The organism is Schaalia sp. lx-260, from assembly GCF_021083645.1.
In the GTDB taxonomy this organism is placed as follows: Bacteria; Actinomycetota; Actinomycetes; order Actinomycetales; family Actinomycetaceae; genus Pauljensenia.
In genome coordinates, this window is record NZ_JAJNRQ010000001.1 from 276678 (window position 1) to 292395 (window position 15718).

The window sequence follows — 15718 nt, forward strand, 5'->3', positions numbered from 1 at the left end:
ATCTCCTTTGCAAAAAGTAAATGGGTGCGTTGAAATCAGGCTTCTGGGTGGCGGTGCTGTCCCCAGAAACCGTCCTTGGAGAACAGGTGTTCAATGATCTTGTCGTAAATACCTAAATCAACCAGAATGTCAAAGACCGTGTAACGGTCACGGATCATTTGGGCCTTGATGTGGGTTTCACGGAAACGATCCCAGTCGATTTTGATGAGTTCAGGGTGGTAGGGTGCTCCCACGGCTTTGAGGCGTGCCATGACATCAGATGGAGACATGAGTTGTGCTTTGCAGCGTTCACGCAGTTCGGGCCATTTTTCTTTGAGAAGGTTGATTCGGTCAACGAGTTCTTCGCCTTCGATGCGTTTTGTGAGGCTGTGGCGTAATGCTTCGTCTTGCATACGAGGTTGCAGGAGGGATCGTACCTGAGTTTCGATTTCTTCTGGCGTTTTTACGCTGGCAAGAGCGTGTTCAATATCGAAGTCGTCGGCTTCCATTGCGAGGAATTCTTCCCAGATGGCGCATGAGGCGATTGTGCCGATTCCGACCTTAAAGCCGTGAGAGAGCGGTGGTTCCCAATCTAAACCGTGACCTTCCATTTCCCACGTGTGGGAGAATTGGTGGCCTGCACCTGAAGCTGAACGTGAGGACTGGCCGGCTTGCATAGCCAGACCTGACATGAGATTGCCTTCCATGAGGTTTTCGATGCTCTTTTTGTCGCCTTGAGCAATGGCTTCAGGGTCAGCTAAAGAATCACGCAGAGGCCCTTGCACCATATTCCACACGTATTCGTTAATGGCTTCGATACCTAAAGCGTCTGCGAGTATCCAGTCAGCTCCGGCGGGTATTTTTTCAATGAGGTCGCCGTATCCGGTAGCGATGAGGCGTTGGGGTGAATTGCATACGACTTCTGTGTCAGCGATAAGGCCGGCGGGCGCTGGGCATGAACGAGTGATTTTGAAACCGTCGCGCGCAATCGAGGCGCCAAAAGCTGCGAAGCCATCTACTGAGGGAGCGGTACAGACATTCATGTATTCGCGTCCGAGTTCACCGGAAGCGAGTTTGGCGATGTCGTTGAGGGATCCTGAACCGATTGAACATACGATTGCCTTTTCAAAGGGACGGATGTATTCGCGTAGGATTTCGACGTTTTCGTAGCCTGCGTACAGGGTGGGTGTGCCGGGGAAAATGTAGGGTTCGTCAGCGAATTCCACATTTGCGGCTTGAAGAGATTGAATAACTGCTTCGCCTGTTGCGGCAAAAGTGTTGCCATCAGCGACTAGGAGTACTTGTGCGCCTGGGAATAGTTTGGCAAATAGGGTACCGGTTTGTTTTGTTACGTTATCACCGAAGATGATGTCGCGGGTTTCGGTTGCGGTGGTGAGTGCTTTCTCAATTAATTCACTCGACATTTGTGTATCTTTCTTCTTTGCTGGGTGTGTGAAATGTGTTTATTGAATTGGGGTGCTGTGTGGGAGGCTTGGCTTTTCCTGTTGCGGTGGTAGCTGCGGCAGGAAAAGGTGAGGCATGTTTCATGTGGTGCGTGCGGTTTTAGTTATCGCTGTCTTTCCAGCCCCACTGGTCGCGGATTTGCTGAGGAATAAGATGATCGATCCGGTCGAGAACGTAGGTTGGTTGCTGGGATTTGTCTAGCGCTTCGGCTTCTTCGAGAGTGGAGTCTCCTGTGAGTAAAAGGCAGGAGTACATTCCTGTTTTTATTGCCATACCAATGTCGGTGGTGAGCCGGTCACCCACCATGATGCAACGGGCAGGATCAACATTGAGGCCATCAATAGCTGCTGAGAGCATAATGGGTTCAGGTTTTCCCATGTTGGCTGTGAGTGTGGTGCCGGTGCATCCGGTGATGGCTCCGACGATTGCTGCCGCGTCGGGTTCTCCGCGTCCTCCGGGGAATGGGCAGTAACGGTCGGGGTTGGTTGTGATGAGGAATGCGCGTTTGTGGTACCAGATAGCATCGAAGGCGATCTGGAGTTTACGGTAATCGAAAGTGCGGTCGTAGGAGGCGATAACGATGTCGATTTCTTGCGGGTTTTCGCTTATTTTGATTCCTGCGTCGCGTAGGGCCTTTTTGAGGGGTTCTTCGCTGATGGGGAAAACGGTAGCGTTTGGGTGGTGTGCTGTAAGCCAGCGCACGGTGGTTACTACGGTGTTAGCTATTTCGTTGATTGGTGTGGGGATGCCGAGTTTTTTGAGTTTGTCGACGTAAAGTTCGGGATCTTTGGTGGGGTTATTTGAGAGGAAACGTACGGGCCTACCGAGTTCACGTAGCCCTTCAATGAGGCGTTTGGCACCGGGGAGCAGGTCGTCCCCGAGGTAGATCGTGCCATCCATATCAAAGATGTATGCGTCGTATAGCTCAGTAGGAGCCGTACGTTTCATCGTCTCAACCTTTCTGTGTGTGAGTGGAAATGGGTGCTGTCATTTTGTAGGGAAAGCTCTGGTATCAGAGCAAAGGATTGGGTTTAGGCAAAGAGGGCAGCTAAGCTGACGACCGCGGTGTTACATATCCAGATGGCGGCAGCTGGTGGATCAATGTGTGAGGTGCCGCGTGAGTGCCATATGCGTGCGAAGAATTCGCCGGCGAACATGGTGACGACACCGGCAATTGCTGAGATCACAAGCGTGATGAGTACTGCGCTTTCGTTTGCGTGGAACCATGCGCCAAGTCCTTCGGTGGCGGTGAAGGATCCGCCGACGATGGGGAAGAACTGTATGGCAGCAAGGCCAGCAATATTTGTTGCGTGGTGTTGAACCGGCATGTTGCGGTTGGTGATGAGGAAAAGGATGATAACGGCTGAAATACCGAAAGCGAAGGTGTTTGCTGAGGATATGGCAACTGAGCCGTCGAGTCCGCGTGCGGTGAGTGAGCTAGAAACCATTGAGGCGAGTACTAAGGAAACCGCGCCAGCTGCTGTGCCGAAGGAAAGGCCGATTGCGCTGAGTTGTCCTGGTTTTTCTTGCCAACGTAGCCATTGTGAGCCGAAGTCGTCGCTTGGAGCAATCTTTTGCGCGAAAGTTCCTGAGCGGCCTTTGAGGTTGTGGAGTGAACCTTTGAAAAGGCCTTTCCCGGGTAGGCCGCCGAATAGGAGGCGAGCAGTAATACCGGAAAGGAGGACGGTGAGGGCAATGGAGTCGGTGTGAGAGCCAAACCAGGGGATGTAGGTGATGGCGATTTGAACGATGTGTCCGCCTGCGCCAAAAAGTGCGCCTACCCAGAGCACGCTGGGTTTGCCTAGGCCAGCGAGAGGGGAGTTCACATCTTTGCCGTTATCCATGTGGCCTTTGTAGGCGGCGTAAATGGCTGCGGCGACACCGCCAGCGAAGACGATGTGGGGACCCATGAATGGGCCGAATGCAATGTAGTCGAGGCTGAAGGTGCTGCCGGTGGCTACGACGATACCCCATGATGCGAGTACGACGAAGCCTGTGAGGATGAAACCGTAGTTAGCGCCGATTGAGGCACCGAAAGCGCCTCCGGCTAATGCTACGAGTAATCCGATACAGAATACTGTGAGCGAGGTTGTTAACATCATTGTTCCTTAATCTCTGGTGATTGCGGGTGTGCCGCATGTGATCTGAAAATGAGATTGTGTGTTCGTTGTGCAGCTTTGCACGTGGTGTGGGGAAGAAGTTTTCAGTCTTCGTATGCGCACAAAATGTCTACGTTGGTTTTTGAATGTGATGAGGGGTCGAATGTGTATCCGAGGAATTCGCGTGCGAGTCGGCGGGCGAGTTCAAGGCCGATGACGCGCTGGCCAAGGCAGAGTATTTGAGCGTTATTTGACAGGACAAGGCGTTCAACAGAGAAGGAATCGTGGGCTGTTGAGGCGCGAATACCTTTGACTTTGTTGGCTGACATGGCTACGCCCATACCTGTGCCGCAGACGAAAATTCCGCGGTCGGCTTCGCCGTCGGCAATTTTACGGGCTGCTGTGACTGCGATGTGCGGGTATTCCTTTGTGTCGTCGGAAGCAAGTACGCCGGCGTCAATAATTTCATCGACGCGGGGGTCGCTTTCTAGGTCTTTTTTGATGGCTTCTTTGTAGTCAAAACCTGCAAAGTCTGAGGCCACTACAATTCGATACCCCATGGTTTGTCCCTTCCTTGCGACATGTGTGTGATCTGTGTACCGCGCTGAGTGGTTTACGTCCTCCTGCGGATTGAAATTAACATATATCATGTTAAGAACATCGTGCAAGCTGTTTCTTATTTTTTCAAGGTAGACATGTGCGTGCGATTCAAGGATTCTTTTCTTATTGTGCTACTTTGATATAGATATTGTTAAACTGTAAATTATGAGCAATCCTCACTAGAATTATTGGACGTTTATTATTCTAGAATGTAATCTAGCCCATAGTTTTATTGTATAGATTTTTATGTGAAGTCTGTGAATTTCTCCGGATTTCTTCGCATTAATTGTGAAAATGTGAAAAATTTTTGTGAGGCTCTGAAATTTTTGTTCACCTAACCCTCCGCTGCGAAATTAGGGATTGTCAGCTGGGAATCTTCAGTAAAAATCGCTAAAATTCAAAGAAAAATCATGTTTTCTGCAGATTCTTGCATGCGAAAAATTTGCTGTGTAGTAGGGTTTTACTTCGCACTCTCGGCGCATAAGTCTTTGTTTCAAAGCATGAATCTCAACTTATTATCAATTGACACTGTTAAATTTATCAGTCATGATGTGATTTCGAGACGTTGTTGTTTCACGTGAGTCAGATATGTGAACAGGCTCAGCACAGCTTCAAGACGGTGAACCTCCACCTGAAAGTTTCGTGAGCACGTGCAAAAGCCAAACGAGCTCAGCACTGAGTGCAGAAAGCCTTGAGCTTTTCTTGCACGCAGACCTTTATCAATACCTGACAACTCAAGGGAGAGTCACATGCATAACACCGAAGGACCATACCTGCTTGGCATTGATTTCGGTACAGAATCATGCCGCGTCGCTATTTGTGACCTTAATGGTCATCCCCTCACATTTGCTGCCACTGCCTATCGCACCTACTACCCTCGTCCAGGCTGGGCCGAACAAAAGCCTGAAGACTGGTGGCAAGCACTCCAAGCATCCACTCACAAAGCACTTGCTGCAGCAGGAATCCCTACCTCATCAATTGCAGGAATCTCCTATGACGCCACCACATTGACGATGGTTGTCATGGATGAAAAAGGTGAAGAACTGTGCCCCGCCATCATGTGGATGGACGTGCGCGCCACCGAACAAGCCAAACGCGCTGAGCAATCTGAATCAGTTGCCCGCCTATATAACGGGGGCGGCACTTCCCCTGCAATCGCTGAATGGCTTCCCTTCAAAGCTGCATGGCTACGTGAAAATAAGCCAGAAATCTGGGCAAAAGCCGCTCATATCGTTGATGCCCCAGACTGGGTGACCTACAAGCTCACCGGCGAATGGACAATTAACATTAACTCTGCTGCTCACCGCATGTACTACAACCGCGATCGCGGCGGTTGGCCAGTAGATTTCTACGAAACCATTGGGTGCGGTGACATTTTCGACAAACTTCCCACACGTGTTGAGGATATCGGCCGACAGATCGGTACCCTCGGCCTTATCCCAGCACAGTTACTTGGGTTGCGTCCGGGTATTCCGGTTGCTCAAGGTCCAGCAGACGCATGGGCTGGTCAGATCGGTCTTGGCGTACTCAACCCTGGTTCAGCAGCACTAATCACCGGTTCCTCCCATGTGCTTTCAGCTCAATCAGCCACAGAAATCCATGGCAAGGGCTTCTTTGGTGCCTACACTGATGGTGTTGTTCCTGGTCAATACACTGTTGAAGGCGGCGGCGTGTCCACAGGTTCAGTACTCAAATGGTTCAAAGATAACTTTGCTGCTGATCTTGTCGCCGCGGCAGAAAAAGTCGGCTTGAATCCTTACAAAGTACTCGACGAACAGGCTGCGAATATTCCTCCTGGCTGTGATGGCCTGGTCATCAATGAATACTTCCAAGGCAACCGCACACCATATTCAGATTCTCGGGCACGCGGAATTATTTCGGGCCTTTCCCTCATGCACACTCCAGCGCATATCTACCGTGCCATCATGGAAGCAGTATGCTACGGAACCGCGCACAATATTAAGGCTATGGAAGCAGCCGGATTCTCCATCAACAAGATGGTGGCCTGCGGTGGCGCAACAAAGAGCCGCGACTGGATTCAGATGCACGCTGATGTTTCCGGTGCGCCTATCAGCCTTACTGAGGTGGGCGACGCTGTTGCTTTGGGTACCTGTATGGCAGCAGCGGTAGGCGCAGGTTTCTACAGCGATCTGCAAGAAGCCGCTCAGCATATGGTTCACGAAATTGATGTGCTTGAACCAAATCAAGAGCTACACGAAGAATACCAGTTCTTCCTTGGACGCTACATGGATAACTACGCTGCACTCCAAGAATCAATTCATAAGACAGTGGACCATTTGGCCTGACCTGAGTTCTGCGTATTTTTCGCTGAGGGGATCACTCGATGCCTCTCATATGCGGGAAAGACGTAAGCACTGAGAAAAATAATGGGGGAGGGGATCGGATTTTCCGGTTCCCTCCCTTATATTGCGACGCGCATTAACGTGCCACCAAAATATTGACTTTTTCTTTTTCAAGTGTGGCAATGATTTTCTCTGGCGTGTGCGCATCAATGACAACATGCGTAAATTCTTGAAGCGTGGCGAACTCATAGAGTGCGCGTCGAGTAAATTTCGTGTGATCGACGAGGAGAATCTTATTTTCAGCTGAATCGAGCATAGCCCGTTTAATCTCAGCATTTTCCTGGTAAGGATGGAAACAAGAAAAACGAGAAATCCCCGATGTTGAAATAACACAAAAATCAGCATGAAGGGAACGAATGAAACCGGTAGCCGCATTTCCCATGAGCGCACGTGACCACGGCTGATATTCGCCACCTGTTACGACGAGCTTATTGGAATGGCTTTGAGCAACTTCAGAGGCTACAAGTAAAGAATTCGTGACCACGGTGATAGAAGCCTGATCGCCCAGAGCGCGAAGCAGCCACACTCCAGATGTGGAGTCGTCAAGCATCAGTGAACTACCTGCGGGGATGAGTGACACCGCGGCTGAAGCCACTGCTCGTTTGGCAGCCGAGGACTGTTCGAGGCGAAATTCAGCATCAGCTTCATGTAAGCCACTTGCTACCGCAACAACTTGGCCCCTGTGACGTTGAAGGATACCGCGTTCTTCCAAAATAGCGATATCACGATAGATCGTCATGAGGGATACGTCTGTCAGCTCTGCAAGGCGTTCCACGCTGGTCGTGCCGCCTTTAATTACAGCTTCAGCGATCATGAGTTGACGTGAGCGAGGGCCGTCCAGATGAGGGTTACCACCGCCTAATGGATTTTCATACACGGTGGCATCTTGTTCCTTCGCCGGTTTTTCTGATGTCATTATCCTCTCCCAACCGAAAATCGGTGTTGGGTACCTGCGCTCACTTGTACATATCTGAAAAGTGGTCGCCGCCTAAAAACGAATAACCACTTCCGTTTACGCGAGAGGTCGTTTGCAGTACAACGCGCCCTCACGAACTTCCCTCAGCTTATCAGTCTGAAAGAGCGGGGCAAAACGTGGAGCTCTTATGACATGCGTGGGACAATAAAACAATGAAAACGACGCAACAGGCGCGCAATTCTGCTGAAGGATACATCACCATTGCTGCTACACCTATTGGTGATATCGGTGACGCATCCCCCCGATTCGTACATGCGCTAGCGCAAGCAGATATTGTTGCTGCGGAAGACACCCGCCGCCTTTTAGCTTTAGCTCACCGGTTAGATGTACGAGTAGTCGGTTCCCTCATAAGTTTGCACGATCACAACGAGAAAGACCGCGCACATAGCCTTGTTGCTCAAGCGCAGAACGGTGCTCATGTTCTGCTTGTTTCTGATGCGGGAATGCCGACAGTATCTGACCCCGGATATCGAGTAGTCAGTGAAGCCGTGGAAGCAGGGGTGCGAGTCACAGCCTTGCCGGGTCCTTCGGCTCCCGTGACGGCTTTAGCTGTTTCTGGCCTGCCATCAGATCGTTTCAGTTTTGAGGGGTTCCTACCCCGTAAAGAAGGTGAAGCCCAACGTTTCCTTGACGGGCTCGCACGAGATTCTCATACGCTCATATTCTTTGAATCTCCGCGGCGACTCCACCAGAGCCTACAGAAGATGGCACAAGCTTTTGGCCCACAACGCCGAGCAGTGATCTGTCGTGAACTGACGAAAAGCCATGAAGAAATTATCCGAGGAGATCTGGAAAGCTTAATTGCGGCCACAGAAAATGACGTACTCGGTGAAATCACTATTGTTGTTGAGGGCTATCGTGGCATGGCTGATCCTGCAGATCATGTGGGCGCTGTTCTTGCCCTTGCTGCTGAAGGTATGCGACTGAAAGAGGCCGCAGGTCAGGTTGCTCAGGCTACGGGGGCAAGAAAAAATGACCTATATCAGGCGGCACTAGCGCATCGAGATTTGTCGTGAACAAAAGTGCTCATAGTGTACTGATAAGCGGAAATGCCATATTTTAGAACGAACAGCGCTACTGGAAAGCAATACTTCACAATAGGCAGGTGTGTTCCACATACGCATATGCGGACACAGTGAATACAAGGAGATTGGAATGCCTGACAGCGGCACGCCTGCAGAGCGTCATACATTGAAGCGCACATTGCGTACACGACATTTAACGATGATTGCTATCGGCGGTTCGATAGGCACTGGCCTTTTTGTTGCTTCCGGTGAAACTATCTCCACAGCCGGTCCTGGTGGCGCTCTGGTGGCTTACACCTTGATTGGTTTCATGGTGTACCTGCTGATGCAGTCTCTGGGTGAAATGGCGACATATTTACCAGTGGCTGGCTCTTTTGGGGAGTATGGGACACGTTTTATTAGCCCAAGTTTTGGTTTCGCTTTGGGGTGGAATTATTGGTTTAACTGGGCAATTACGGTGGCAGCAGAATTGTCAGCAGCGGCGCTTGTCATGAAATTCTGGTTTCCGGATACTCCCGGCTGGGTTTGGTCAGCGCTCTTTTTAGCAGTCCTTATTCTGTTGAATGCGCTGTCGGCGCGGGCCTACGGGGAAGGTGAATTCTGGTTTGCTTTTATTAAAGTAGTGACTGTTATTGTATTCCTTGTCCTCGGGTTATTGGTGATCCTCGGTATTCTTGGTGGAGAATCACCGGGTTTTGTTCACTGGGTTGAAGGGGATGCGCCTTTTGTGGGCGGTGGAATGGGGATCCTCGCTATTTTTATGGTGGCGGGTTTCAGTTTCCAAGGGACTGAGCTTGTAGGGGTTGCCGCTGGTGAGGCTGATAATCCTTCTCAGACAGTGCCGCGAGCTATTCGTACGATTTTCTGGCGTATTTTGCTGTTCTATATTGGGACGATCGCTGTCATTGGTTTCTTGATTCCTTACGCCGATCCGAATTTGTTGAACTCTGAGATTTCAGATATTTCAGTGTCTCCTTTTACTTTGGTATTTCATCGTGCGGGGATTGCTGCTGCTGCGGCGGTGATGAATGCGGTGATTTTAACGTCGATTCTTTCTGCTGGTAATTCGGGTCTGTATGCTTCTACTCGTATGTTGTACGCTTTGGCTCAACGCGGTTCGGCGCCAGCGGTATTTGGCCGCACAAATAAGTACGGTGTTCCTGTTCTTGCTTTGGCTGCGACTGCGGCAATTGGTGCTATTTGTTTCATTTCCTCATTAATCGGTGATGGTGCGGCCTATACGTGGTTGGTGAATGCTTCAGGTTTGGCTGGCTTTATTACGTGGATGGGTATTGCTTGGTCGCATATGAAGTTCCGTCAGGCTTTGGCGGCTCAAGGTTTTGATGTTGCGCGTTTGCCTTATCGGGCGCGCTTGTATCCTGCGGGTCCGATTATTGCCTTGGTGATGTGTGCCATCGTGGTGGTGGGGCAGAACGTAGAGGCGTTGCTAGGAAATGCTGATATGACAGCTTTACTGTCCAGTTATATTGGTTTGCCATTGTTCTTATGCGTGTGGCTGATACATAAAGTTGTTACCCGACAGCCAAAAGTCGATCCAGCGCAGGCAGATTTAACCTCTGTTGGCCAGTAGAAATTAGCGGACGTAGGTCCTTTATATCCCCTTTACAAGAGCGCGTGTTGCGTTGTTTTGTTAAGGGGATTGCTGTTTTTGGCCTATAGTCCCTGTTTTTAGGTGGCGTTTCCTGAAAAAAGTAGGTAATATTTCGGGTACCCGAAAAATTACGAAAGAGGTATCGTGCGTACATTTTCCCGCATCCGCGCAACCGTCGTGAGCACCATATCCATTGCAGCCCTTTTCCTTGCTGCATGCAGCTCAACAAACACAGCACCATCTGGCACACAAAGCGCCACACCCACAGGCGATAAACCAACAGTGGCCACCACATTCACAGTCCTCGCAGATATTGCACGCAACGTCGCTGGTGAATACTTGGACATTGTCTCTATCACCAAAGAAGGCGCAGAAATCCACGGATACGAACCCACACCGGGGGATATCGCAAAAGCCTCAAAAGCTCGCCTTGTCATCGACAACGGCCTTGGCCTTGAATTATGGTTTGAAAAATTTATCGCCGAAGCAGCCGTCCCACATATCGTGGCCTCTCAAGGAGTCCCCTCGATTCCTATTGCTGAAGATGCTGCTCAAGGGCACGACAACCCCCATGCCTGGATGTCACCAACGCACGTAAAAACCTACGTTGATAATATGGCGCGCGCATTTGCTGACATTGACCCAGAACACGCGCAGGCATACCGAAACAACGCTGAAACCTACAAAACAAAACTCGACAAAGTGCGCACAGACCTCATTGATACCCTCTCTGTTCTACCCGAAAACCAACGCGCATTAGTTACCTGTGAAGGCGCATTCAGCTACCTCGCAAAAGACGCAGGACTCACTGAAAAATACCTGTGGGCAGTAAACGCAGAAAACCAAGCAACCCCAGGGCAAATTGCCTCAGCCATTGAATTTGTGAAAGAGCATAACATTCCCGCAGTATTTTGTGAATCAACCGTTTCAGACGCTCCCATGCAACAAGTCGTCGATGCCACCGACGCGCAATTTGGTGGAGTACTCTACGTCGATTCCCTCAGTGATAAAAATGGTCCGGTTCCTACCTACCTTGACCTGATTACACACGATGCTCAACTCATCGCTCACGCCCTTACCGGAGCAAAAAATTGACCCAGACAACGCCTACACAAGAGCACACAGCTCTAAAAGTGACACACCTATCTGTTGACTACGGTGACGTACACGCATTAGATGATGTCAATTTGACACTGCAATCTGGAAAGCTGTGTGCTCTTGTCGGTGTGAACGGGTCAGGTAAATCAACCCTCCTGAAATCCATACTCGGACTCGTCAAACCAACCACCGGAACAATAACCATCGGCGGTTTGAACCCAGCCCGAGCACGAGCTGCCGGAAGAATCGCTTACGTACCTCAAAACGAAGATGTCGATACCACCTTCCCCATCAGCGTCGAAGATATTGTGATTTCTGGTCGTCAAAGACATATGGGCTTCCTACGACGCCCCCGAAAAGCAGATAAAAACGCAGTCGATCAAGCAATAGAAATGGTCGGCCTAACAGACCTACGGCACCGACAAATTGGTGCCCTCTCTGGCGGCCAAAGAAAACGCGCTTTCGTTGCCCGAGGCATAGCGCAAGACGCGCAACTCCTACTCTTTGACGAGCCTTTCGCTGGAGTAGACCACGCTTCAGAACAAACAATCCGTACACTCATGCGCGGCTTGGCCACACGTAATAAAACACTGCTAGTAGCCACACATGACCTCGCGGGACTATCCACTTTCGCAGATGAAGCACTCCTGCTCGCCGGCAGAGTCCTCATCCACGACACTCCAGATATTGTCTGTACCCCAGAAATCCTCGCACAAGTTTTCGGAATCGTCGCTAACAAAAGCACGTCGAATTCCACAGAAAACTAAAAACTCAAGAAACGTCGATACGTGCTCTCACAATGGCTGCATGCAGCACCCCAAAAACAGAGCACACGAAAAACGACGAGGAAAAGCATGCTCCACGCGATACTCATTGACTACATCATCGAACCTTTCAGCTACGGATTCATGACACGTGCCCTAGTAACTTCTATGGCCGCCGCACTGGTATGCGCTTTGCTTTCATGCTGGCTCATACTGGTCGGATGGTCCCTTATGGGTGATGCTGTATCCCACGCCGTCTTACCCGGTGTTGTCTTGGCCTATATCCTTGGAATTCCTTTCGCCATCGGCGCTTTTATCTCGGGAGCCTTATCGGTGGCCCTCATCGGAATTGTTAAACAAAAAACACGCATCCGCGAAGATGCTGCAATAGGCATTGTCTTTACTATTTTCTTTGCGACAGGCCTGCTTCTTGTCTCTATCACACCCAGCCATGTTGACCTCACACACATTATTTTTGGCAACATCCTTGGTGTCCTCACAAAAGACATGATTCAAGTCATCATCCTCTCACTGGCTGTCGCAACAGTCCTGATTCTTTTGCGCAAAGACCTCATCCTCAACGCCTTCGACCCCGTTCATACTTTCGCAGTAGGACTTTCCCCTAAACGCCTCAACGCATTTCTCCTCGGCGCGCTCGCGGTGACAACAGTGGTTGCCTTACAAGTCGTCGGCGTCATCCTCGTCGTCGCCTTACTTATCATCCCAGGAGCAACTGCGCGCCTACTCACAGATCGTTTCGGACGTATGCTTGTCATCGCCCCACTATTTTCCATCGCATGCACATTTATTGGAATACTCGTGAGCTACCACAAAGACGTTGCCTCAGGAGCCATGATCGTTATTGTCCACGGTATCGGATTTTGTATCGCGTGGCTGCTTTCCCCCAGAGTGGGCCTGTATCGAATAATGAAAAACCGTTCCCTCGCCCGCAAACGTATGAGGGAAACAGTATCCGCCACCTCGTAAAATGCAGGGGATACCCCAGTGAAATACCTGAAACATACCCTAAAAGCGGCTTGGGCCTGCCTCCGTAATCTTCCCTGAAATGCGGCCACCCTGCTTACCAGCGAGCATCACACGAACGAACTAGCGCAACACCGCGCTCACACATAACACGAGAAGCTTTTTCCCCAAGCTCAGGGGTGACCGGAACCGTCAAATCAGAAAACACTCGCACAGAAAACCCATATTTCACCGCGTCACACGCAGTCTCACATACACAATGCGACTGAGCTAAACCAACAATATCCACATGAGTGACGCCTGCCCCAGTCAGCAGCGCATTTAAAGAAACCCCTTCATCATTCATCCCCTCAAAACCTGAATAAGCTGCGCCATAGTGACCTTTACGAATCGCCGCATCATATGCGAAACCCTGCAAAGCCGGATGAATACGCGCGTTCACTGTTCCCGCCTGTGCATGAGGCGGCCACGTATCCACATAATCTGGGGTCGCAGAAAAATGAGCACCCGGGTCAATATGCCAATCCTGTGTAGTGATGAGCAGGCGATAACGATCACGGTTCTTTTCAAGGAAATAGGCAATATCCTCTGCGCATCTGTCGCCACCCAGAATAGGGAGTTCTCCGCCTTCGCAAAAAGTCGGCTGAACATCAACAATGATGAGCGCTCGTATCACCATGATCTCCTGACGTTGAACATAATTTCCCGGTAACGCTAACAAGTCACACCATAGCTGAATATCCGCAGCAACAAAAGAACACGAATGTGTCACACGTCCACGAAGCATAAGGATAAGCAAAGTCCCGAAGTAACATGACTAAACTACGCAGTATGAGTCGTATTCTTTCTGCAGTCGCCTGGCCTTACGCCAATGGCCCTCGTCATATCGGACATGTTGCTGGTTTCGGAGTGCCCTCAGACGTATTCTCACGCTACATGCGTATGGCCGGTCATGAAGTCCTCATGGTGTCAGGGACAGATGAACATGGCACCCCTATTTTGGTGGCTGCTGACGCTGAAGGTATTAGTGCGCGAGAACTCGCAGATCGTAACAACCGCCTCATCGTGGAGGACCTTGTTGCGCTCGGCTTGTCCTATGACCTTTTCACCCGTACAACTGCGGGAAACCACTATGCAGTCGTTCAAGAAATGTTCGAGGTCGTTCGTGACAACGGATACATGATTGAACAGGTCACCCGTGCAGCAATCTCGCCATCAACAGGGCGCACACTACCAGATCGCTACATTGAAGGCACATGCCCGATATGTTCAACACCGGGAGCACGAGGCGATCAATGCGATGCCTGCGGGAACCAACTTGACCCCACGGACCTTATTGACCCCCACTCACGTATTAACGGGGAAAAACCGCAATTTGTTGAGTCAACACACTGGTTCCTTGACTTACCTGCGTTAGCAGATGCCCTTTCCCACTGGTTGAATGATCGTGAGGATTCGGGAACATGGCGGCCAAATGTTATTAAATTCTCGCAGAACTTCCTCAACGATATACGCCCACGAGCAATGACACGTGACATCGACTGGGGTATCCCCGTCCCAGGATGGGAAGATCAACCCACAAAACGCTTGTACGTGTGGTTTGATGCCGTGATCGGTTATCTATCGGCCTCAATCGAATGGGCACGCCGTCAAGGTGATCCACAAGCATGGCGGCAATGGTGGAATGATCCCGAAGCTTTGTCGTACTACTTCATGGGTAAAGACAACATTGTGTTCCACAGTCAGATTTGGCCTGCTGAATTACTGGGATACAACGGTCAAGGCTCAAAGGAAGGCCAGCCAAAAGACCTGGGCGTACTCAACTTGCCAACAGAGGTTGTCTCCAGTGAGTTCCTGACGATGGAAGGGAAAAAATTCTCATCTTCCCATGGCATCGTGATTTATGTGCGCGATTTTCTTCAACGCTATCAGGCTGATGCGCTGCGTTATTTCATCAGTGCAGCAGGGCCTGAAACCTCCGACGCTGACTTTACATGGGCAGAATTTGTGCGACGCACAAATGGTGAACTTGTTGCAGGCTGGGGTAACCTCGTCAATCGGACAGCCTCAATGATTCACAAAAAGTGTGGTGCTATTCCCGAGCCTGGTCCGCTCCAAGAAATTGATGAGGCTTTGCTGGCGGCTATTGAATCCGGTTTCGCTGAGGTGGGGGATCTGATTCGTCATCACCGTCAAAAAGCTGCTTTAGGTGCGGCTATGCGTCTTGTGGCGGAAACAAATAAATACATCACAGAAACAGAGCCTTTCAAGCTGAAAGCTCCTGAGCAGCAGGAGCGTTTACGTACAGTTTTGTGGGTTCTTGCTCAAGCTGTATCTGACCTGAATACGATGCTCAGTCCGTTCTTACCTCATGCCGCAAATGCGATTGACAGCATCATGGGGGGCGCGGGCGATATTGCACCTATGCCTCGGATTGAAGAAGTAGCAGAACTTGATCCTGATGTGCTGCCTGAAGATTTCCGTGGACGCGCAGGCTACCCGATTATTACCGGTGATTATGAAGGTTTCCCAACGTGGGAACGTCACCCTGTGGTGGTGGGACGCGAAATTGGTAAGCCTTCGCCGGTATTCGTCAAACTTGATGAGTCAATTATTGAGGAAGAACTGGCTCGTTATGCCGATATGCTTCCTGACGATGTGACAGGCGCATAAAACCTAGGCTATAGGCCTAAAACGTAGCCCCGATCATAACCTGCAGGTGAGGTGAAGATCGGGGTGCGTGCTATGCGGTTC

13 protein-coding genes are annotated in these 15718 nt (G+C 50.4%); 7 read left to right on the forward strand and 6 right to left on the reverse strand.

Annotated elements, in window-relative coordinates:
- Positions 1-35: 35 nt before the first annotated feature.
- The 4 genes from LRP57_RS01100 to LRP57_RS01115 form a co-directional block, all read right to left on the reverse strand.
- Positions 36-1403 (reverse strand): sn-glycerol-1-phosphate dehydrogenase, encoded by a 1368-nt coding sequence (locus LRP57_RS01100; RefSeq protein ID WP_231204218.1) that lies wholly within the window; start codon positions 1401-1403, stop codon positions 36-38.
- A gap of 139 nt (positions 1404-1542) precedes the next feature.
- Positions 1543-2391 (reverse strand): HAD-IIA family hydrolase, encoded by an 849-nt coding sequence (locus tag LRP57_RS01105; protein ID WP_231204220.1) that lies wholly within the window; start codon positions 2389-2391, stop codon positions 1543-1545.
- A gap of 83 nt (positions 2392-2474) precedes the next feature.
- A complete protein-coding gene (locus LRP57_RS01110) occupies positions 2475-3545 on the reverse strand; it encodes a hypothetical protein (protein ID WP_231204222.1) in 1071 nt (356 codons plus the stop codon).
- Positions 3546-3646: 101 nt separating this feature from the next.
- A complete protein-coding gene (locus tag LRP57_RS01115) occupies positions 3647-4102 on the reverse strand; it encodes a ribose-5-phosphate isomerase (RefSeq protein ID WP_231204224.1) in 456 nt (151 codons plus the stop codon).
- A 789-nt stretch (positions 4103-4891) separates the two neighbouring features.
- Here LRP57_RS01115 and LRP57_RS01120 point away from each other — a divergent pair.
- The gene (locus LRP57_RS01120; protein WP_231204226.1) at positions 4892-6448 is read left to right on the forward strand and encodes an FGGY-family carbohydrate kinase; all 1557 of its coding nucleotides are present in this window, start codon (positions 4892-4894) and stop codon (positions 6446-6448) included.
- Between the two features lie 133 nt (positions 6449-6581).
- Here LRP57_RS01120 and LRP57_RS01125 read toward each other — a convergent pair whose 3' ends face one another.
- A complete protein-coding gene (locus LRP57_RS01125; protein ID WP_231204228.1) occupies positions 6582-7421 on the reverse strand; it encodes a DeoR/GlpR family DNA-binding transcription regulator in 840 nt (279 codons plus the stop codon).
- Between the two features lie 212 nt (positions 7422-7633).
- Between LRP57_RS01125 and rsmI the strand changes: the two genes are divergently transcribed.
- The 5 genes from rsmI to LRP57_RS01150 all read left to right on the forward strand — a co-directional run bounded on the left by rsmI (position 7634) and on the right by LRP57_RS01150 (position 12967).
- A complete protein-coding gene (rsmI, locus tag LRP57_RS01130) occupies positions 7634-8497 on the forward strand; it encodes a 16S rRNA (cytidine(1402)-2'-O)-methyltransferase (protein WP_231204230.1) in 864 nt (287 codons plus the stop codon).
- A 139-nt stretch (positions 8498-8636) separates the two neighbouring features.
- Positions 8637-10097, forward strand: a complete 1461-nt coding sequence (locus LRP57_RS01135) for an amino acid permease (RefSeq protein ID WP_231204232.1) — start codon at positions 8637-8639, stop codon at positions 10095-10097.
- Between the two features lie 165 nt (positions 10098-10262).
- Complete coding sequence (locus tag LRP57_RS01140; protein WP_231204234.1) at positions 10263-11213, forward strand: metal ABC transporter substrate-binding protein; 951 nt, start codon at positions 10263-10265, stop codon at positions 11211-11213.
- A 38-nt stretch (positions 11214-11251) separates the two neighbouring features.
- The gene (locus tag LRP57_RS01145; RefSeq protein ID WP_231204236.1) at positions 11252-11983 is read left to right on the forward strand and encodes a metal ABC transporter ATP-binding protein; all 732 of its coding nucleotides are present in this window, start codon (positions 11252-11254) and stop codon (positions 11981-11983) included.
- A gap of 87 nt (positions 11984-12070) precedes the next feature.
- On the forward strand, positions 12071-12967 hold the full coding sequence (locus tag LRP57_RS01150; RefSeq protein ID WP_231204238.1) for a metal ABC transporter permease: 897 nt from the start codon (positions 12071-12073) through the stop codon (positions 12965-12967).
- A 94-nt stretch (positions 12968-13061) separates the two neighbouring features.
- Here LRP57_RS01150 and LRP57_RS01155 read toward each other — a convergent pair whose 3' ends face one another.
- Positions 13062-13640 (reverse strand): isochorismatase family protein, encoded by a 579-nt coding sequence (locus tag LRP57_RS01155; RefSeq protein ID WP_231204589.1) that lies wholly within the window; start codon positions 13638-13640, stop codon positions 13062-13064.
- A gap of 155 nt (positions 13641-13795) precedes the next feature.
- On the opposite strand from LRP57_RS01155, the gene metG reads away from it, so the two are divergent.
- Positions 13796-15637 (forward strand): methionine--tRNA ligase, encoded by a 1842-nt coding sequence (metG, locus tag LRP57_RS01160; RefSeq protein WP_231204240.1) that lies wholly within the window; start codon positions 13796-13798, stop codon positions 15635-15637.
- Positions 15638-15718: the final 81 nt, after the last annotated feature.